Consider the following 19,085-nt stretch of genomic DNA (forward strand, 5'->3'; position numbering starts at 1 on the left):
GGGCAAACCCCTTGCCCGGCGGCCGTGCACGCTTTGACACCAAGCCATGGATTGAGTTCCCGAAGGTCAACCCCAGTTAAATCCGCGCCCGGGAGCGACCGGGTCGTCCGAAGCGGACGCATACAATCACCGGTTCTTTCGTCCGCCCGGCAGGCCCGTCCATTCGGGGCTGCGGCCCGGACGCTCATTTCCAGAGGGATATCGACGTGTTTATTTCCAACGCTTACGCCCAGACTGCGGGTGCATCCGATCCGACCGGTGGCTTCCTGGGCATGCTGCCGCTGGTGCTCATGTTCGTGGTGCTGTATTTCGTCATGATCCGCCCGCAGATGAAGCGCCAGAAGGAACACCGCGCGATGGTCGAGGCGCTGGCCAAGGGCGACGAGGTCATCACCACCGGCGGCCTGCTGGGCAAGGTCACCAAGATGGGTGAGGTCTACCTGAGCGTCGAGGTCGCCACCGGCGTCGAGATCCAGGTTCAGCGTTCCGCCGTGCTGCAGGTGCTGCCCAAGGGCACCGTCGGCAAGTAAGCAGAACAATCCAGACGCCGCAGCCTCGTTCTCGAGCGCGGCGTCCCTGACGACCCGGCCCGTGCCTCGCACCGGCCGGGTCCGCTTTGAGTGGCGCCCGTGCGTCACGTCTGGTTTGCAGAGGATGTCCTCATGAACCGTTATCCGCTGTGGAAGTACGCGCTCCTGCTGGTGGCGCTGCTGGTCGGCTTGATCTACACCTTGCCCAATCTGTTCGGCGAAGCGCCGGCGGTGCAGGTCTCCAGCGCCAAGGCCACCGTGAAGGTGGACGATGCCGTGCGCCAGCGCGTCGAGCAGGCCTTGGCCGAGGCCAAGGTGAATGCCGACTTCGTGCACCTGGAAGGCACGTCGGTGCGTGCCCGATTCAACGACACCGACAGCCAGATGAAGGCCCGCGACACCATCGCGCGCGCACTCAACGGCACGGAGACGGAGTCGCCGCCCTACATCGTGGCGCTGAACCTGGTGTCGCGTTCCCCCCAGTGGCTGACCAGTCTGGGCGCTTACCCCATGTACCTGGGCCTGGACCTGCGCGGCGGCGTGCACTTCCTGATGCAGGTGAACATGAAGGCGGCGCTGACCAAGAAGGCCGAATCGCTCTCGAGCGACATCCGAGCCCTGCTGCGTGACCGCAACATCCGCCACGCCGGCATCGCCCGCGATGGCGACAACGTCGTCATCAATTTCCGGGACGAGCCCACCCGCGGCCAGGCCCTGGACGTGCTGCGCGGCCAGTTCCCTGAAGTCGCCTGGACCTCGCTGGGCGCCGGCACCGAGCTGCGCCTGTCCGGCACCCTCACGCCGGCCGCCGTGATTGCCGTGCAGGACGCCGCGATCAAGCAGAACATCACCACCCTGCACAACCGGGTCAACGAGCTTGGCGTGGCCGAGCCGGTGATCCTGCAGCAAGGCCGCGACCGTGTCGTGGTGCAGCTGCCCGGCGTGCAGGACACCGCCAAGGCCAAGGACATCATCGGCCGTACCGCCACGCTGGAAATGCGCCTGGTGGACGACAGCGCCGAGGCCCAGGCCGCCCTCGGCGGCGGCCCGCTGCCCTTCGGCACCGAGCGCTTCATCGACAGCAGCCACGCCCGTGCGGGCGAACCGGGCTATCCCATCATCGTCAAGCGCCAGGTGATCGTCACCGGCGACAACCTCAACGATGCCCAGCCCAGCTTCGACGAGAACCAAAACCCCTCCGTGACCCTGACCATGGACGCCAAGGGCGCCCGGATCATGAAGGAGGTCTCGCGCGAGAACATCAAGAAGCGCATGGCCATCATCCTGTTCGAGAAGGGCAAGGGCGAGGTTGTGACCGCGCCGACCATCCAGAGCGAACTCGGCAACCGTTTCTCGATCACCGGCAGCATGACGCCCCAGCAGGCCAGCGACACCGCGCTGCTGCTGCGCGCCGGCTCGCTGGCCGCGCCGATGGAAATCATCGAAGAGCGCACCATCGGCCCGTCGCTGGGCAAGGAGAACATCGACAAGGGCATCGCGTCGGTCACCTGGGGCTTCGTGGCCGTGGCGATCTTCATGTGCCTGTACTACATGATCTTCGGCATGTTCTCGGCCGTGGCGCTGGCATTCAACCTGCTGCTGCTGCTGGCCGTGCTGTCGATGATGCAGGCCACGCTCAGCCTGCCGGGCATTGCCGCCATTGCGCTGGTGCTGGGCATGGCGATCGACTCCAACGTGCTGATCAACGAGCGCATCCGCGAGGAACTGCGTGCCGGGCTGGCGCCGCAGCAGGCGATCCACGTCGGCTATGACCGCGCCTGGGCCACCATCTTCGACTCCAACGTCACCACCCTGATCGCCGGCATCGCGCTGCTGGCCTTCGGTTCGGGCCCGATCAAGGGCTTCGCGGTGGTGCATTGCCTGGGCATCGTCACCTCGATGATCTCGTCGGTGATGTTCTCGCGGGCCCTGGTCAACCTCTGGTATGGCCGTCGCAAGCGGCTGAAGTCGGTGTCGATCGGCACCGTCTGGAAGCCTGCGGGCGAGAGCGACATCGCTCCCACCGCCGAAACCCCCTGAGGGTGTCCCCAGAGCCCTAGAAGAGAGCGCACAACGCCATGGAATTCTTCCGAATCAAACGGGACATCCCGTTCATGAAGCACGCGTTGATTTTCAACGTCGTGTCCTTCCTGACCTTCGCCGCCGCCGTGTTCTTCCTGCTCACGCGCGGCCTGCACTTCTCGATCGAATTCACCGGCGGGACGGTGATCGAAGTCCAGTACGCCCAGGCGGCGGACATCAACAAGACCCGTCAGGTGGTCGAGCACATGGGCTTCGGCGAGGTGCAGGTGACCAACTTCGGCACCTCGCGCGACGTCATGATCCGCCTGCCGATCCGTCCCGAGATCAAGCAGGACGAGATGGTCGACCGCGTGTTCGGCGAGCTCTGCAAGGCTGAGAGCGGCCAGGTCGTGCAGCATCAGGAGATCTCGCCGCAGGGCGAGACCATCAGCAAGAAGGCCTGCGCGGTCAATCAGCAGGAACCGCTGACGCTGGCCCGCAGCGAGGTGGTGGGTCCGTCGGTCGGCGCCGAGCTGGCGCATGACGCGGCCATGGCGCTGGGCTTCACCGTCATCGGCATCATGCTGTACTTGGCGTTCCGCTTCGAGTGGAAGTTCGCCGTGGCCGGCATCATCGCCAACTTGCATGACGTGGTGATCATCCTGGGCTTCTTCGCCTACTTCCAGTGGGAGTTCTCGCTGGCGGTGCTGGCGGCGATCCTGGCGGTGCTGGGCTACTCGGTCAATGAATCGGTCGTGATCTTCGACCGGATCCGCGAGGCCTTCCGCAAGTACCGCAAGATGACCACGCATGAGGTGATCGACCACGCGATCACCTCCACCATGAGCCGGACCATCATCACCCACGGGTCAACCCAGATGATGGTGCTGTCCATGCTGCTGTTCGGTGGCCCGACACTGCACTACTTTGCCGTGGCGCTGACCATCGGCATCCTGTTCGGCATCTACTCGTCGGTCTTCGTGGCTGCGGCGTTGGCGATGTGGCTCGGGGTCAAGCGTGAGGACCTGGTCAAGCAGGGCAGCAAGCGCGAGGATCCGGACGACCCCAACGCCGGCGCGGTGGTGTAGTAGAGTCCTCCGCAGATCTCCACTCCTCCCCTCGATGACCGCCGCAGACGCTCGCTCACAGGCATTGGCTTCACAAGCGCGGCGCGTTCACACGGAAGTGCTGCTGCGGGGCCTGCCTGCCGTGGTGGCCGCGCTGACCACCGGGGTGCAGGACCTGCTCGCCCAGCCTGCCGAACACGCGCTCCAGATGGCCCGACGCGATGCGTACGAGGCCTGGCAGCGCTCGTCCACGTCCTGGCATGCGCGCTTGGGCAAGTCGCTGCGGCATGTGTTCCATCACGGTCCGGGCGATTCGCGATCGGCTTCACTCTCGTCCCGCCCGCAGAACCTGTCCCTGGTCGACGACGACACCATCGAGCGCGAAATCATCGCCTCGCGCCTGTCGCTGGCGATGATGGACAAGGCGAGCTGGGAATTCAGTGACCTGCGCAACCGCATGCAGCGGTTGGAGGGCATTGAGGATCTGCCCCACCAGGATCTGTTGCGCGGCCAGGTGTTCGCTCGCATCGTCCTGGATGCCTGGTATGACGCCGGACTGAGCAGCTCGGTCTGGCAGATGTTGCAGCGGGCGCTGCACCATGAACTGACGCTGCTGCTCACCGACGCCTATCACGAGGCCAATCACTGGCTGATTCAGCAGGGCGTGATGCCGGAAGTGGATCTGCGCCCCCAAATCCGCCGCAATGTCTCCGCGCTGCCGCCCTCGGCCGCCCAGGCGGGGGCTCAACCCGGCGTGCCGGCGGGGCAGACCCACCACGGCGGGATTGCCCCGGCCGCCGCCCACGTCGCGCCGCCTGCGGTGGATGTCCGCACGCCGGCCAGCCAGTCGGCCCAGCAGGTGATGGCCCAGTTGCAGCGTGTGCTGGCCCGGCATGTCCCGGAACTGGCCCAGCACACCGCCCCCGCGCCGACCCAGAGCGCCTCGACCCAGACCGCTCGCCTGCCTGGCACACGCGCCGCGCCACTGGGTGGACAGGGTCACGGCGGGCCGTCGGCCTATGCGCCGCCAGCGGGTGGGTACGCGCCGCCCGCCGGGTACGCCCCGCCAGCGGGTGGCGGTCATCCGCACCCCGGCCCCACCACACGCAGTTCGCCGCGCCTGAATGCGGCGATCAACCATGCGCAGGATGCCCTGCAACGTCGCGCCGAGCAGGCGGAGCAGCCTGGCGTGGATGTGAACCTGACCGCACCGCAGGCGCTGGACGACATCCGGCAACGCAATCAGGCGCTCAAGTCCGTCCTGAAGCAGGCGGCCGACTCGCCCGCCGAGCGCGCGACCATCGAATTGGTTGCCCTGCTGTTCCAGGCCATCCTGCAAGAAGAGCGCATTCCGTCGGAGCTGCGGGTCTGGTTCGCCCGGCTGCAGATGCCGGTGCTGCGGGTCGCCATCGGCGAACCTGACTTCTTCGCCACCGAAGACCATCCCGCCCGTCGCCTGATCGACCGCATGGGGGCCTGCGTGATGGGCTTCAGCACCTCGACCGCCGAGATCGGTGATGCGCTGGAGCGCGAAATCAAGCGGGTGGTGCAGGTGGTCGAGGCCTATCCGGACACCGGTCGCCGCGTTTTCCAGACCGTGCTCACCGAGTTCGAGAAATTCCTGGATCACTACTTCCAGCAAGAGAACGAGGTGTCGCGCAAGGGCGTCTCGCTGGCCCAGCAGGTCGAGCAGCGTGAGACGCTGGCCATCCAGTACACCATCGAGCTGCGCAAGATGCTGTCCGAAGTGCCGGTGCAGGACGGGGTGCGCGACTTCCTCTTCCAGGTCTGGGCCGATGTGCTTGCCGTGACCGGTGTGCGTTATGGCCCTCAGGCCGATCAGACCAAGGTGATGAAGCGGGCCGCCGCGGACCTGATCTGGTCCGCCAGCGCGAAGGTTTCCCGCGAGGACCGGGCGGAGGTGATCCGTCGCCTGCCGCCGCTGCTCAAGACCCTTCGCGATGGCATGGGCCATGCGGGCATGAATGCCGAGCGGCAAGATGAGCAGATCCGTTCACTGAACAACGCGCTGGCGGCGGCCTTCACCGCGAAGACGGCGGCGATCCCGCGCGAACGGCTGGACGAGCTGATGAGCCAGCTTGAAACGCTGGAAGCCATGCTGCCCACCGCCACGGCCGGCGGAGAGATCAACGAGTCGCTGGTGCGCGACCTGTCGAGCCATGAGTGCGAAGGCCTCGAAGTCGTGGCCGAGGGCGGCGCCGCGCCCACGCCGGCGATGCTGGCCTGGGCGCGCGAGCTGCAGGTCGGCAGCTGGTACATGCTGGACTACCGCAACCGGGTCGAGCCGGTGCAGTTGGTGTGGCGCGGCATGCGTCACAACCTGATCCTGTTTGTCTCGCCGCAAGGGCGGGGGGTGTTGTTCCAGCTCAGTCGCCTGGCGGCCTTCCTGCAGGCCGGCCTGATGCTGCCGGCGCAGGATGAGTCGCTCACGGTGAAGGCGACGCGCAATGCGCTGGCCAAGCTGGAAGTGGATCCGAGTCGCCTGCTCGCCTGAGCCATCGGGCCCGCGCCGAAATGGCGCCCGGAATGCAAAAGAGCCGCTCAGTGCGGCTCTTTGTTCGTCTTGCTGCGCATGGATCCGGGCAGCGCTGTGGCGGCGAGCCGCCTTCACTTCAGTGGATCAGACGCTCTTCCGGCGCGACGAACAGCTCGTCGAGGATCAGTGCATCCGGCTCTTCGCCCAGGCTCCAGAACACCATCAACACGATGATCTTCAGATCTTCCAGATCCAGCGGACCGCCCGGGATCGCCATGGCGCGATCGATGACCATCTCGCGCATGGCAGTGGGCAGCACACCGGCGGAGGCCAGGAAGCTGATGAATCCCATCGACACCTCACCCAGATGCTCCTGCTCCTCACGGGAGAAGATGCGCAGGCTGCGGGCGTCGGGTTCACCGTGGTGGGACTGGGCCACCGAGGCCAGACCGTCCAGCCAGGACAGGGCGTCCCGGATTTCGTCATCCTCGAAGCCTACGGCCGACAGTTTGCGTGTCAGCTGGGCGTGATCCGGACAAGCGTCAGGGCGCCAATAGGTTTCGTACAAATAGACGAGGACGTCGAACATGAGGTCACTATAACTCAGGGGCCGAAAAGCCCCTCCGGCGAATGAGCAGGCGAAGGGGAGGTACTTCCCGAAGTCGTGCACTCGCGGAATGCAGCCGTTTCAACCGCGTTTACGGTCGGTTTTCTGTCAATTCACGGGTATTTTGAGAATTGCCCAGTCGCCGCCGAGCGGGTGACCTTCGACGTGTCCGATCGCATTCGGCCGTGTTCAACATCAGGTTCAACTGCGCCCTCGGCGCTGGAACAGCGCCCCTGGCAGGCGAGCGATATGGCCTTCCAACTCCAGATCCAGCAGCGTGGCACTCAGTTCGTCGAGTGGCCATCCGGTGCGCTGCGAGAGTTGCTCCAGCGAGACCTGTTCATGCCCGAGCGCGCGAAGCAAGGGATGCTCCTCCGCCAACAAGTCCCCTTGCTGGGCAAGCGTCGGTGTCTGTTTCGCGTCCGTTCGGGGACTTTTGGGTGCTTCCAACCGGCCATTCGGGCCGTTTCGAGCGCGGCCTGTCGCACTTCCTGACAATTTTTTGGCGGTTTCGGGCCCCCGCGCGGCCTCCGTCCGGCTCGCTCCGCCATCAGGAAGCTCGGCCAGAAGGTCATCCAGCTCCTGAACCAGGCAGGCGCCCTGCTTGAGCAGGTAGTGACAACCCTTGGATTGCGTTGAATGGATGGAGCCCGGCACCGCGAAGACCTCGCGCCCGGCCTCTGACGCCAGGCGTGCGGTGATCAAGGAGCCGGATTTCATCGCCGCCTCGACCACCAGGCAGCCCTCGGCCAGGCCCGCGATGATGCGGTTGCGCTGCGGGAAATTCGGCGCCAGCGGGGGCGTGCCGATGAAGTACTCGCTCATCAGCAAGCCGCGTCGGGCGATGGCGCGGGCCAGCGCGGCGTGTTCCAGCGGATAGACCTCATCCAGCCCGGTCCCCAGGACCGCGAGGGTGCCGCCCTCGGTGTGGAGCGCGCCCTCATGGGCGGCGCCGTCGATGCCCATGGCCAGACCGGACACGACACAGAACCCGGCTTTTCCGAGCCCCTGCGCGAAGCTTTTGGCGTTGTCCTCGCCCTGCGGGCTGGGGCGACGGCTGCCGACCACCGCCATCGCGCGTCGTCCCAACAACTCGCGCCGGCCGTCCAGATAGAGCATCAGCGGCGGGTCGGCGGTGTGGAGCAGGGGGGCGGGGTAGTCGTCATCGCCCAGCAGCAGGATGCTGCGGGATTCGCTGCCCTCCAACCAGGCGAGGGTGCGTTGCACCAGGGCCGGCAGCTTGGCCGGTCCCGCCTGAAGGGCCTGAATTTGATCCGGCTTGAGCAGATCGCTCCAGCCGTGCGGCCCGGCGGCCAGGACATCCTGCGGGGAGCCATGGCGCGCCAGCAGCCGGCGGGCGCCGGCGCGGCTGACGCTGCCCAGGAGATGCAGCCAGGGGGAAAGTTCCTCGGCTTGCATCGTGGGCCTGGGACTGCGGGCCGTGTCTGAGCGGGAGCGTCAGCGCAATCGTTCGTTCAGCGCCTTCAGGGCTGGGTGAAGCGGTCGCCTGCGGTCACCGGTTCCTGGACCGTCAGGATCAGCGCATAGGACACGCGATCGAAGACCTGGAACACGAACAGCGTGCCATGACGCTCATCCGGCAGCCGGACCTGGTCGGGCTTAGCCACCGTGGTGTCGCGCACCAGTCGGCCCGCGCGCCACAGCGCCAGCACATGGCCACGCTCCATGCCGTCCTGGGCGCCGCGGTTCAGGGCGACGATCTGGTTTTGGCCGGCCGTGATCGCATCGCCGTACACCGACACGATTCGACCTTCGACCGGACCCGACGGCGCATGCGGCACGTAGTTGTTGAACGTGCGCGGCGGCACCGGCGAGAGCCGATCGCCCAGGCCGACTTCCTGGCGGTTCAGGGTGATGGTCAGCGTGGTCGGGACCTCGTCCTTGCCGCTGCCGCTGCCCGGGCGCACCAGCGCGGCGGTGCCGACGTAGGGCGCTTCGTAGCCGAGGATCTGCTTGGTTTCGGGGTCGATCAGCGGCTTGGCCTGGCGGAACACCCGGTATTCCGTCTCCGGACCGAAGTTGCCGCGGGCATAGGCCAGGTCGCCCTTGGTCATCCACACCCGGTTTTCCTGGGCGGCGAAGACGCGGGGTGCCGAATCCAGCTCATTCGTGTTGAGGACAATCGCCTCGTTCAGGAAGGGCTCGATCAGGTGTTGCGGAATGGAGGCGATGGCGCCTTCATCCAGGCCGGAAGCACGCACCCGGGGCGACAGCTTCACCGTGTCGCCGGCTTTGCCGCCGACGTCACGGCCGAGCTGCAGCCGGGCGCGGCCGTCGCTCTTGACCAGCACCAGCACCTGCCCCGGATAGATCAGGTGCGGGTTGCGGATCTGGTCGGTGTTCATGCCCCACAGTTCGGGCCAGCGCCATTGCGTGCGCAGGAACACGCCCGAGATGTCCCACAGCGTGTCGCCGCGCTTCACGGTGTAGGTATCCGGTGCGTTGGGCGACAGCTCGGACAGCGGGACGCCCGTCTGGGCGACCTGCTGCGCGGTCTGGCGCTGCTGCGGCGTGATCGGATAGTTCCCGGCTGCCAGGAGGGGGCCGCTGCAAAGCGCTCCCACCAACAGGGCAGCAAAAGTGGTCGTCAAGCCCAGCGGCTGCCGTTGCGTCATTACTTGTTCTCCTGCGCCGGGATGAAGGCCCCTCGTGGCCAATGGCGCTTGTGCGTGCGAGCCGCAGTTCAACCAAATCAGCGAAAATCCGGCGTCGCTGGCGGCGATTCTGCCCAGATTCAGGGGTACCCGCAATGAAGGAAGCCGCCCCCGCTTGCAAGCCCTTACAAACAGGCGTTGTGTGCCGTCCACAGGCCACGCGTCCCCACCATGGCGAAACTGAACATTCTTCGATACCCCGATCCCCGTCTGCACACCGTGGCCAAGCCGGTTGCCGCTGTCGACGACCGCATCCGCCGACTCACGGACGACATGCTCGAGACCATGTATGACGCCGAAGGCGTCGGCCTGGCCGCCACCCAGGTGGATGTGCATGAGCGTGTGCTCGTGATGGATGTCTCGGAAAATCGCGATCAGCCGCTGGTGCTGGTGAATCCGGAGCTCGTCGCCACCAGCGAGGAGATGATCGAAGGCGAGGAGGGCTGCCTGTCGGTCCCGACCGTCTACGACAAGGTGCTCCGTCATGCCAAGGTGACCGTCCAGGCCCTGGACCGCGATGGCCACACCTACCAGTTCGATGCCGAAGGCCTGCTGGCGGTCTGCGTGCAGCACGAGATGGACCATCTCATGGGCAAGGTCTTCGTGGAATACCTCAGCCCGCTCAAGCGCGAGCGCATCAAGACCAAGCTGGTGAAGCGGGCCCGCGACGACGCCAAGGCCCGCTGATGGTGAGCCCCACCCTCGCAGCGACCGGCCGCAGCCTGCGGGTCGGTTTCGCCGGCACGCCCGAATTTGCGGCTGTTGCGCTGCAGGCGCTGATCGACGCCGGTTTCACCGTGCCCCTGGTGCTGAGCCAGCCGGACCGCCCGGCCGGTCGCGGTATGAAGTTGCAGGCGTCGCCCGTCAAGCAACTGGCACTGACCCACGGCATCGAGGTGGCGCAGCCTCGCAGCCTGCGTCTGGACGGCAAGTTTCCGGAGGAGGCCGCTACCGGCCGCGATGCGCTGGTCGCCGCGAAGCTGGACGTGCTGGTGGTGGCCGCCTACGGCCTGATCCTGCCGGCCTGGGTGCTGCAACTGCCGCGCCTGGGTTGCCTGAATATCCATGCCTCGCTGCTGCCGCGCTGGCGCGGTGCGGCGCCGATCCATCGTGCGATCGAGGCGGGCGACACCGACACCGGCATCACCATCATGCAGATGGACGAGGGCCTGGACACCGGCGACATGCTGCTGATTGAACGCCTGTCCATCACCTCGGTCGACACCACCGCCTCGCTGCATGACCGGCTGGCAGCGCTCGGCGGGCGCATGATCGTGGAGGCCTTGGAGCTGGCGGGCGGTGGCGGCTTGAAGCCGCGTCGTCAGCCGGACGATGGCGTGTGCTACGCCCACAAGATCGACAAGGCCGAGAGCCAGATCCGCTGGGAGGAAAGCGCCGAGCAGATTGCCCGGCGTTTGCGCGCCTTTGACCCCTTCCCCGGTGGGGCGACGCAGCTCGAGGCGGAAACCGTCAAGGTCTGGCGCGCCGAGGTGGTCGAGCCGGCAGATGTCGCTGCTGAACCCGGCACGATTGTCAGCGTGGACACCCAAGGGCCGGTGGTGGCCTGTGGACAAGGGACAGTCCGGCTGACCGAACTGCAACGCGCCGGCGGCAAGCGATTGGCCGCTTCGGCGTTCCAGCAGGCACGGCCCCTGCGTGTGGGTGAGCGCTTCTACTGAGCGCGGCCGCTCGCCGCGCTGGTTGCTGTACCGTCTGCGCGGAGGGGCGGGTCGATGCCGGTCCCTGGGACCGCTGGCGCTGCGGCGCCGCGCGCCGAGGCCCATCGCCCCACCCAAGCAGGCGGCCAGTTCACTTCGCTTAGAACTGTCTGAAGCGCAGGTGCAACCGACTTGAAGTGCTGGGTCTTGGCGTCACCTGATGATGCTGAACGGTGTACCGTTCTTTCTGCATGCCGGAAGGTTCCGGCCGTGATTCGACGATTTCCCCGAGGAGTAATGACCATGTTCAATCTGATGAAGACCGCCGTCCTGATGGCCGCCATCACCGCACTGTTCATGGCGATCGGCGGAATGGTCGGCGGCCAGCAGGGCATGCTGATTGCGCTGGTGGTGGCGCTGGGCATGAATTTCTTCAGCTACTGGTTCTCCGACAAGCTGGTGCTGAAGATGTACAACGCCCAGGAGGTGGATGAGCGCAGCGCGCCGCAGTTCTACCGTATGGTCAAGGAGCTGGCTGATCGCGCGCAACTGCCGATGCCGAAGGTCTACCTGATCCAGGAGGACGCGCCCAACGCCTTCGCCACCGGTCGCAATCCCGAGAATGCGGCCGTGGCCGCCACGACCGGCATCCTGCGGGTGCTGTCCGAACGCGAGCTGCGCGGCGTCATGGCGCATGAGCTGGCGCATGTGAAGCATCGCGACATCCTGATCTCGACCATCAGCGCCACCATGGCCGGTGCGATCTCGATGCTGGCCAACTTCGCGATGTTCTTCAGCGGCCGTGACAGCGAAGGCCGTCCGGCCAATCCGCTGGTCGGCCTGTTGGTGGCCATCCTGGCGCCGATTGCCGCCAGCCTGATCCAGATGGCCATCAGCCGGGCCCGCGAATTCGAAGCCGACCGCGGCGGTGCCGAGATCTCCGGCGACCCCGAGGCGCTGGCCGCCGCGCTGAACAAGATCCATCGCGCCGCTCAGGGCATTCCGCTGGAGACCACCGAACGTCATCCGGAAACCGCCCAGATGATGATCATGAACCCGCTGTCCGGCGGCGGCATCCGCGGCCTGTTCAGCACCCACCCGTCGACCGAGGAACGCGTCGCCCGATTGATGGCGATGGTGCGCCGCTGAGGCGTCGCCCGCGCGGAACGTCCTGCGCGGGCGCTGGCTGGCGCCATTGGCGAATGCCGTCCGTCCTGAGCAAGAATGCGGCGAATGTCTGGGCTCGGGACCGTTGGCGTCGTGAACGTCATTAAAGCGTTCCGCCCAGCGGCCGATAAGGACAGCATGAAGGCTTTTTCGCCCCGTTCCCCGCTCTTGCCCTCGATCTTGCCCGCTGGCCGGCTGGCCCGAGCGATGTATCGCTCGGTCGCCCGCGCCTGGCGGCCGGGCTTGCTGGCCGGCGCTGCGTTGCTGTCGGGCTGTGATCAGCTCGGCATCGAGGACCCGGCCAAGATCGCCGCCGCCAAGGAGGCGGATTCCAAGGCCATCGGCGGCGCCTGCCGCAACGCCCTGCGTGCGATCGAAGACTGTTACGCCCTCAATCCCAAGGCGCAGAAGGCGGCCGTCTACGAAGGTTGGCGGGAGATGGACGAATACATGCGCGAGAACAAGCTCGAAGGCACGCGCCCGCTGGTGGCCAATCCGAACGCCGGAAAGCCCTCAGAGCCCGCGTCCGAGGCCGACGAGGAACCCGCCAACCCCACCAAGAGTTCGGGCAAGACGGGGCGCTGAGCGCCGATCCGGTCCTTGTGCAGTTGAGTCCCTCGCCGATGCAGTTCGTCGTCCGGGGCTCGCTCGGCGCAGGCGGTCGGTCGATGATGCGATCATTCCAGTCAATTGGAGATCGCCAAATGAACAACATTCGCCGCTTCCTTGCCGCTTCCCTGATCAGCGTGGCCGCCGTGGGCTCCGCACACGCCTGGTCCTGGAGTTTCGGCGGTTCGCAACGCATCGAGGGTGGCGGCGATGTCACCACCGAGAGCCGTGACGTCGGTGCCTTCGACGCCGTCGGCCTGTCCGGCAGCTTCAAGGTGGTGGTGCGCCAGGGCACCACGGACAAGGTCGAGATCAAGGCCGACCGCAATTTGCTGCCTTACCTGGAAACCAAGGTCAGCGAAGGCAGCAAGGGCCGCACGCTGGAAATCAATTCCAAGCGCGGCTTCCAGCTCAGCGCCAGCACCACGCCGGTGATCTTCCTGGAGATGCGCCAGTTGCGCGGCCTCTCGATTGCGGGCTCGGGTGAGATCTCGGTCGAGCCGATGAAGACCGCCGGTCCGGTCGATGCCAGCATCGCCGGCAGCGGCGACATCCGCATCAACGGACTCGATGCTGAACGCGTCGGTCTGCGGGTCTCGGGCAGCGGGGACATCGTGGCCAGCGGCAAGGCGAACAGCCTGTCCGTCAGCGTGGCCGGGAGCGGGGATGTCCGCGCCCGTGGCCTGGTGGTGGACGAGGCCAAGGTCAGCATCGCCGGCAGCGGGGACGTGTCGGTGCAGGCCGCCAAGCGGCTGAACGTCAGCATCGCGGGTTCCGGCGATGTGGGCTATATGGGCAATCCGGAGATCAGCATGTCCAACGCCGGTTCCGGCCGGGTTCGCAAGCTCAAGGACTGATGACCTCTGTCCGGTGCAGTCGCACGCGCAGGTGGCGCAGGCTGCATATGGACGGTCCGGAGCCGCGACGATCCCACCGGCCGTCGCCGCCAGCTCAGCCGGAGGACCTCGGGCGAATGGTGGACGCCCCTCACCGCGTACGCGGGCGAGGGGCGTTTGGCTTTCTGGCGCAGGCCTGACAATCGCGCCATGGCGGCAGGACTTGCGGCGCTCACGCGCCATCCCGAATTCAGGCGCGGTGCGCGCGACATGCTGGGCATCACGCTCGGCATTTCCGCATGGGGCCTGGTCACCGGCGTGGCCATGGTCAAGAGCGGTCTGGGCGTGGGCCTGTCGCTGCTGATGAGCCTGGTGGTCTTCGCCGGCAGTTCCCAGTTGGCCTCCCTGCCGCTGCTGGCCAGCGGCGCACCGCTGTGGGTGCTCTGGGCCACCTCCTTCTGCGTGAACCTGCGGTTTGTGATCTTCAGCGCGCAGTGGCGCCTGTATTTCGAGCCACTGCCTCGGTGGCATCGGTTGTTGATCGGCTACTTCGCGGCCGATCTCAACTATGTCGCCTTCCTCAAGCGTTTCCCCGACATGAAGCCCGACCCCGCCAACCAGGTCCCGTACTTCTGGGGCGGCGTCTCGATCAACTGGTTCGCCTGGCAGGTGCCCGCCATCACCGGCATCTTGCTCGCAGACCGCATTCCCACCCACTGGGGGCTGGGATTCGCCGGCGTGCTGGCGCTTCTGGGTCTGAGCTATTCGCTGCTGAAGGACCGCAACAGCTGGGTCTCCGGCGCGGTGGCCGGCTGTGCGGCGGTGGCCGCCTATGCGTTGCCGCTGCGGCTCAACATCCTGGTGGCCATTGCCGCAGCGGTCGCGGTGGGCCTGATGATGGAGCGCTGGCTGCCGCCGACCCACGGTGCTTCGGCTGGCGGGCGGTCTTGATGAGGAGCGGACAGCCATGAGCTTGTGGGAAGCGATCCTCGGCATTCTCGGGATGGCCGTGATCACGCTCGTGACCCGAAGTTTCTTCATGATCCCGGAGAAGGAAATCCCGTTGCCGGACTGGATCCGCGACGGGCTGCGCTATGCCCCGCTGGCCGCTCTGGCGGCCGTGATCGTGCCGGAGATTGTCATGACCCAGGGCCAGCTTATCGACACCTGGCGCGACCCGCGGCTGTACGCCACGGCCGTCGGCACCGCCTACTTCTTTTGGAAGCGCGGCATCCTCGGCACCATCGTCAGCGGCACGGCGGTGATGCTCGCGCTGCGGCTGGGGCTGGGCTGGTGAGGGAACGCAGGGGCAGATCCGTTGTGCTCTCGTCCGCCGCCCCCCGTTCGGGCGACGCGGACGGGTTTCGTCACCGGTACGTTCCGCCCGCCCGCAGACGAGTCGGCCGGGCTTGGTAAGCTTCGCGCGATTCGCCGTGAAGATGTCCCGATGATCGCCTTGTGTCGATCGCCGGACTGACACTGTTGCGGTGCCCCGGTTTTCAACTACCCGAGTTCCTCTCCATGAACGTCTTGCGTTTCGCCGACCTGATCGAAGCTGGCAAGGTCGCCAACCAGCGCGTCTTCATCCGCGCCGACCTCAACGTGCCGCTCAACGATGCCGGCCAGATCACCGAAGACACCCGTGTGCGGGCGTCGATTCCTGCCATCGAGATGGCCCTGAAGGCGGGCGCGGCGGTGATGGTCACCTCCCACCTGGGCCGTCCGACCGAGGGCGAATTCAAGCCGGCGGATTCGCTGGCACCGGTCGCCCGGCGTCTGGGCGAGTTGCTGGGTCGCGAGGTGCCGCTGATCGCGAACTGGGTGGACGGTGTGACGGTGCAGCCGGGTCAGGTCGTGCTGCTCGAGAACTGCCGCGTCAACAAGGGCGAGAAGAAGAACGACGAGACCTTGTCGAAGAAGATGGCCGCCCTGTGCGACATCTTCGTGCACGACGCCTTCGGCACGGCCCACCGGGCCGAGGCCTCGACCTACGGCATTGCCCAGTTCGCCAAGATCGCCTGCGCCGGCCCGTTGCTGGCGGCAGAGATTGACGCGATCAGCAAGGCGCTGGCCAATCCGAAGCGTCCGCTGGTGGCCATCGTCGCCGGCTCCAAGGTCTCGACCAAGCTGACCATCCTGCAGTCGCTGTCCAAGAATGTGGATGGCTTGATCGTGGGCGGCGGCATCGCCAACACCTTCATGCTGGCGGCGGGTCTGAACATCGGCAAGTCGCTGGCGGAACCGGATCTGATCGGCGAGGCCAAAGCGGTGATCGAATCGATGAAGGCCCGTGGCGCTGCGGTGCCGATCCCGGTCGATGTGGTGACCGCCAAGACCTTCGCTGCTGACGCACCCGCGACGGTCAAGGCCGCCACCGACGTGGCTGACGACGACCTGATCCTGGACATCGGCCCCCAGACGGCCGCGCTGCTGGCCGACCAGCTCAAGGCTGCCGGCACCATTGTGTGGAACGGCCCGGTCGGCGTGTTCGAGTTCGACGCCTTCGCGCACGGCACCGAGACGATTGCCCGCGCCATTGCCGCGTCGGACGCGTTCTCGATCGCCGGCGGTGGCGACACCCTGGCCGCGATCGCCAAGTACGGCATCGAAGATCAAGTCGGCTACATCTCCACCGGCGGCGGCGCGTTCCTGGAAGTGCTGGAAGGCAAGACCCTGCCGGCGTTCGAGATCCTGGCCAAGCGCGCGGCGGGTTGAGTCCACCGCTCGGCGCCTTGCGCCGCCACTGAAAAACGCGCCGGCTGGCGCGTTTTTTCTTGGCGACGTCGCCCTGCCTGCGGTCAACGCGGCGGCTGCCTTCGGGAAGCGCGTCACTTCCGCGGCAGGACGGTCGACGTGCGAATGGCGTTGACACCGCTACGCCCCGCGCCCGTTCGATGGCCATCTTTGCATGCGAGTTAAACCGGATTGCATCGCCACGCCACGCGACTGGGATTAAGCTTTGCGCCCCTTTCCTGGATCCTTTGAAGCGCGATCGACCCGCGACGGAGAACCGCATGACTGACAAGAACGACGGCCTCGGCCTCAGCCCCGCCGAAGCCGCACTGCGTGAAGCGGCGCTGGACTATCACCGCTTCCCGACGCGCGGCAAGATCGCCGTCACTCCGACCAAACCGCTGGCCAATCAGCGCGACCTGTCGCTGGCCTACTCCCCGGGCGTGGCCTATCCCTGCCTGGACATCGAGAAGGATCCCACCCTCGCAGCCGAATACACCTCCCGCGGCAACCTGGTCGGCGTGGTCACCAACGGCACCGCCGTGCTGGGCCTGGGCGACATCGGCCCGCTGGCCGCCAAGCCGGTGATGGAAGGCAAGGGCTGCCTGTTCAAGAAATTCGCCGGCATCGATGTGTTCGACATCGAGCTGGCCGAGCGCGATCCCGACAAGCTGGTCGAGATCATCGCCGCGATGGAGCCCACGCTGGGCGGCATCAACCTGGAGGACATCAAGGCGCCGGAGTGCTTCTACATCGAGAAGCAGCTCAGCGCCCGCATGAACATTCCCGTCTTCCACGACGACCAGCACGGCACCGCCATCATCTCCAGCGCCGCGCTGCTCAACGGACTGGAGCTGGTGGGCAAGGACATCGGCAGCGTGAAGCTGGCGGTGTCGGGCGCCGGCGCGGCCGCGATCGCCTGCCTGGACGTGATGGTCGGCCTGGGTGTGAAGCGTGAGAACGTGTTCGTCTGCGACTCCAAGGGCGTCATCCACAGCGAACGCGCCGACGCCGCCAAGCTCGACGAGTCCAAGCGCCGCTATTGCCAGAACACCCAGGCCCGCACCCTGGCCGATGTGGTGAAGGATGCCGATGTCTTCCTCGGCTGCTCCGCCGCCGGCGTGCTGTCGGTCGAGATGGTGTCGTCCATGGCCCGGCAGCCCATCATCCTGGCGCTGGCGAATCCGGAGCCGGAGATTCGCCCGGAGCTGGCCAAGCAGGCCCGCCCCGATGCGATCGTCGCCACCGGCCGTTCGGACTATCCGAACCAGGTCAACAACGTCCTGTGCTTCCCCTACATCTTCCGCGGCGCGCTCGATTGCGGCGCCACCAAGATCACCGAGGCGATGAAGCTGGCCTGCGTGCGCGAGATCGCCGCGCTGGCCAAGGCCGAAACCCCGCCGGAAGTGGCCGCCGCCTATCCGGGGCAAGACCTGGCCTTCGGCCCGGACTACCTTATCCCCAAGCCCTTCGACAACCGGCTGATCCTGCGCATCGCCCCGGCCGTGGCCAAGGCTGCCGAGGCTTCCGGGGTCGCCACCCGCCCGATCGCCGACATGGCCGCCTACCGCGACCACCTCTCGCGCTTCGTCTACCAGACCGGCATGTTCATGCGCCCGGTCTTTGCCGCCGCCAAGGCCAATCCGGCGCGCGTGATCTATGCCGAGGGCGAGGATGAGCGCGTGCTGCGCGCGGTGCAGGTCGCGCTGGACGAAGGCCTGGCCAAGCCGACGCTGATCGGCCGCCCCGAGGTCATCGCCATGCGCATTCAACGCGCCGGCCTGCGCCTGAAGCTGGGTCAGGATGCCGAGGTCATCGACCCCGAGAACGATCCGCGCTTCCGCCAATACTGGGAGGCCTATCACCAGGCGATGGGACGCCGCGGCTTCACGCCGGAAATGGCCAAGGCCGCGGTGCGTCGTTCCAACACCACCATCGGTGCGCTTGCGATCCAGCTCGGCGATGCCGACGCGATGATCTGCGGCATGGTCGGCCGCTTCGATTCGCACCTGGAGCATGTCAACGACCTGATCGGCCTCAAGGGCGGCGTCTCCAACTTCGCGACGATGAATGCGCTGATGCTGGAGCAGCGCACCCTGTTCATCGCCGACACCTTCGTCAACGACGACCCGACTGCCGAGCAACTCGCAGAGATCGCCGCCCAGGCCGCCGAGGAACTGCAGCGCTTCGGCCTGCCGCCCAAGGTCGCCTTCCTGTCGCACTCGATGTTCGGCAGCAGCAAGCGGCCGTCGGCGATCAAGATGCGCCAGGCCCGCGACCTGTTCGCCGCCCGCCATCCCGACATCGAATGCGACGGCGAAATGCACGGTGACGCGGCCCTGTCCGAAGACGTGCGCGGCACCTTCCTGCCGGATTCGACGCTCAAGGGTTCGGCCAACCTGCTGGTGCTGCCGACGCTGGACGCCGCCAACATCCTCTTCAATGTGCTGAAGGTGGTGAGTGGTCAGGGCGTGACGGTCGGCCCCATCCTGCTGGGCGCCGCCCGCCCGGTGCACATCCTGACCCCGTCCGCGACGGTGCGTCGCATCGTCAACATGACCGCGCTGGCGGTCGCCGACGTGCAGGCCGCCAAGGGCTGAATCTCGGCTGCGCGACCCGCAGTACTCTGGCCCCGACCAAGGCCCCGGTTTTGACTGAGTCCACTCAGTCAGGCCCGGGGCCTT

Annotated in this window: 16 protein-coding genes; 13 read left to right on the forward strand and 3 right to left on the reverse strand. The window is 66.6% G+C overall.

The window, feature by feature from the left end; translation table 11 throughout:
- Positions 1 to 206: 206 nt before the first annotated feature.
- From yajC to N4261_RS03280, 4 genes are all read left to right on the forward strand, one after another.
- On the forward strand, positions 207 to 530 hold the full coding sequence (yajC, locus tag N4261_RS03265) for a preprotein translocase subunit YajC (RefSeq protein WP_261758791.1): 324 nt from the start codon (positions 207 to 209) through the stop codon (positions 528 to 530).
- Positions 531 to 662: 132 nt separating this feature from the next.
- A complete protein-coding gene (gene secD / locus N4261_RS03270; RefSeq protein WP_261758792.1) occupies positions 663 to 2,570 on the forward strand; it encodes a protein translocase subunit SecD in 1,908 nt (635 codons plus the stop codon).
- Positions 2,571 to 2,608: 38 nt separating this feature from the next.
- Positions 2,609 to 3,640 (forward strand): protein translocase subunit SecF, encoded by a 1,032-nt coding sequence (gene secF / locus N4261_RS03275; protein ID WP_261758793.1) that lies wholly within the window; start codon positions 2,609 to 2,611, stop codon positions 3,638 to 3,640.
- Between the two features lie 34 nt (positions 3,641 to 3,674).
- Entirely contained in the window at positions 3,675 to 6,134 is a 2,460-nt protein-coding gene (locus N4261_RS03280; RefSeq protein ID WP_261758794.1) for a DUF1631 domain-containing protein, read from the forward strand.
- A 118-nt stretch (positions 6,135 to 6,252) separates the two neighbouring features.
- On the opposite strand, the gene N4261_RS03285 is transcribed toward N4261_RS03280, so the two are convergent.
- The 3 genes from N4261_RS03285 to N4261_RS03295 form a co-directional block, all read right to left on the reverse strand.
- The gene (locus N4261_RS03285) at positions 6,253 to 6,705 is read right to left on the reverse strand and encodes a Smg family protein (protein ID WP_261758795.1); all 453 of its coding nucleotides are present in this window, start codon (positions 6,703 to 6,705) and stop codon (positions 6,253 to 6,255) included.
- A 219-nt stretch (positions 6,706 to 6,924) separates the two neighbouring features.
- On the reverse strand, positions 6,925 to 8,142 hold the full coding sequence (gene dprA, locus N4261_RS03290; RefSeq protein ID WP_261758796.1) for a DNA-processing protein DprA: 1,218 nt from the start codon (positions 8,140 to 8,142) through the stop codon (positions 6,925 to 6,927).
- Positions 8,143 to 8,207: 65 nt separating this feature from the next.
- Positions 8,208 to 9,359, reverse strand: coding sequence for a LysM peptidoglycan-binding domain-containing protein (locus N4261_RS03295; protein ID WP_261758797.1), 1,152 nt, complete (start codon positions 9,357 to 9,359; stop codon positions 8,208 to 8,210).
- 210 nt (positions 9,360 to 9,569) lie between these two features.
- Here N4261_RS03295 and def point away from each other — a divergent pair, with 210 nt between their 5' ends.
- The 9 genes from def to N4261_RS03340 all read left to right on the forward strand — a co-directional run bounded on the left by def (position 9,570) and on the right by N4261_RS03340 (position 19,001).
- Positions 9,570 to 10,085 (forward strand): peptide deformylase, encoded by a 516-nt coding sequence (gene def, locus N4261_RS03300; RefSeq protein ID WP_261758798.1) that lies wholly within the window; start codon positions 9,570 to 9,572, stop codon positions 10,083 to 10,085.
- Between the two features lie 35 nt (positions 10,086 to 10,120).
- On the forward strand, positions 10,121 to 11,077 hold the full coding sequence (fmt, locus tag N4261_RS03305; protein WP_261760595.1) for a methionyl-tRNA formyltransferase: 957 nt from the start codon (positions 10,121 to 10,123) through the stop codon (positions 11,075 to 11,077).
- Positions 11,078 to 11,359: 282 nt separating this feature from the next.
- Entirely contained in the window at positions 11,360 to 12,205 is an 846-nt protein-coding gene (gene htpX, locus N4261_RS03310; RefSeq protein WP_261758799.1) for a zinc metalloprotease HtpX, read from the forward strand.
- A gap of 84 nt (positions 12,206 to 12,289) precedes the next feature.
- On the forward strand, positions 12,290 to 12,808 hold the full coding sequence (locus N4261_RS03315) for a hypothetical protein (RefSeq protein ID WP_261758800.1): 519 nt from the start codon (positions 12,290 to 12,292) through the stop codon (positions 12,806 to 12,808).
- 119 nt (positions 12,809 to 12,927) lie between these two features.
- Positions 12,928 to 13,689 carry a head GIN domain-containing protein gene (locus N4261_RS03320; protein WP_261758801.1) on the forward strand — a complete coding sequence of 254 codons (762 nt, stop codon included), beginning with the start codon at positions 12,928 to 12,930 and terminating at the stop codon, positions 13,687 to 13,689.
- 189 nt (positions 13,690 to 13,878) lie between these two features.
- On the forward strand, positions 13,879 to 14,619 hold the full coding sequence (locus N4261_RS03325; protein WP_261758802.1) for an AzlC family ABC transporter permease: 741 nt from the start codon (positions 13,879 to 13,881) through the stop codon (positions 14,617 to 14,619).
- A gap of 16 nt (positions 14,620 to 14,635) precedes the next feature.
- The gene (locus N4261_RS03330; protein WP_261758803.1) at positions 14,636 to 14,965 is read left to right on the forward strand and encodes an AzlD domain-containing protein; all 330 of its coding nucleotides are present in this window, start codon (positions 14,636 to 14,638) and stop codon (positions 14,963 to 14,965) included.
- A 224-nt stretch (positions 14,966 to 15,189) separates the two neighbouring features.
- A complete protein-coding gene (locus N4261_RS03335) occupies positions 15,190 to 16,383 on the forward strand; it encodes a phosphoglycerate kinase (RefSeq protein ID WP_261758804.1) in 1,194 nt (397 codons plus the stop codon).
- A 299-nt stretch (positions 16,384 to 16,682) separates the two neighbouring features.
- The gene (locus tag N4261_RS03340) at positions 16,683 to 19,001 is read left to right on the forward strand and encodes an NADP-dependent malic enzyme (protein WP_261758805.1); all 2,319 of its coding nucleotides are present in this window, start codon (positions 16,683 to 16,685) and stop codon (positions 18,999 to 19,001) included.
- The last annotated feature ends 84 nt before the right edge of the window (positions 19,002 to 19,085 follow it).

This window comes from Roseateles amylovorans, assembly GCF_025398155.2.
Classification (GTDB): Bacteria; Pseudomonadota; Gammaproteobacteria; order Burkholderiales; family Burkholderiaceae_C; genus Roseateles; species Roseateles amylovorans.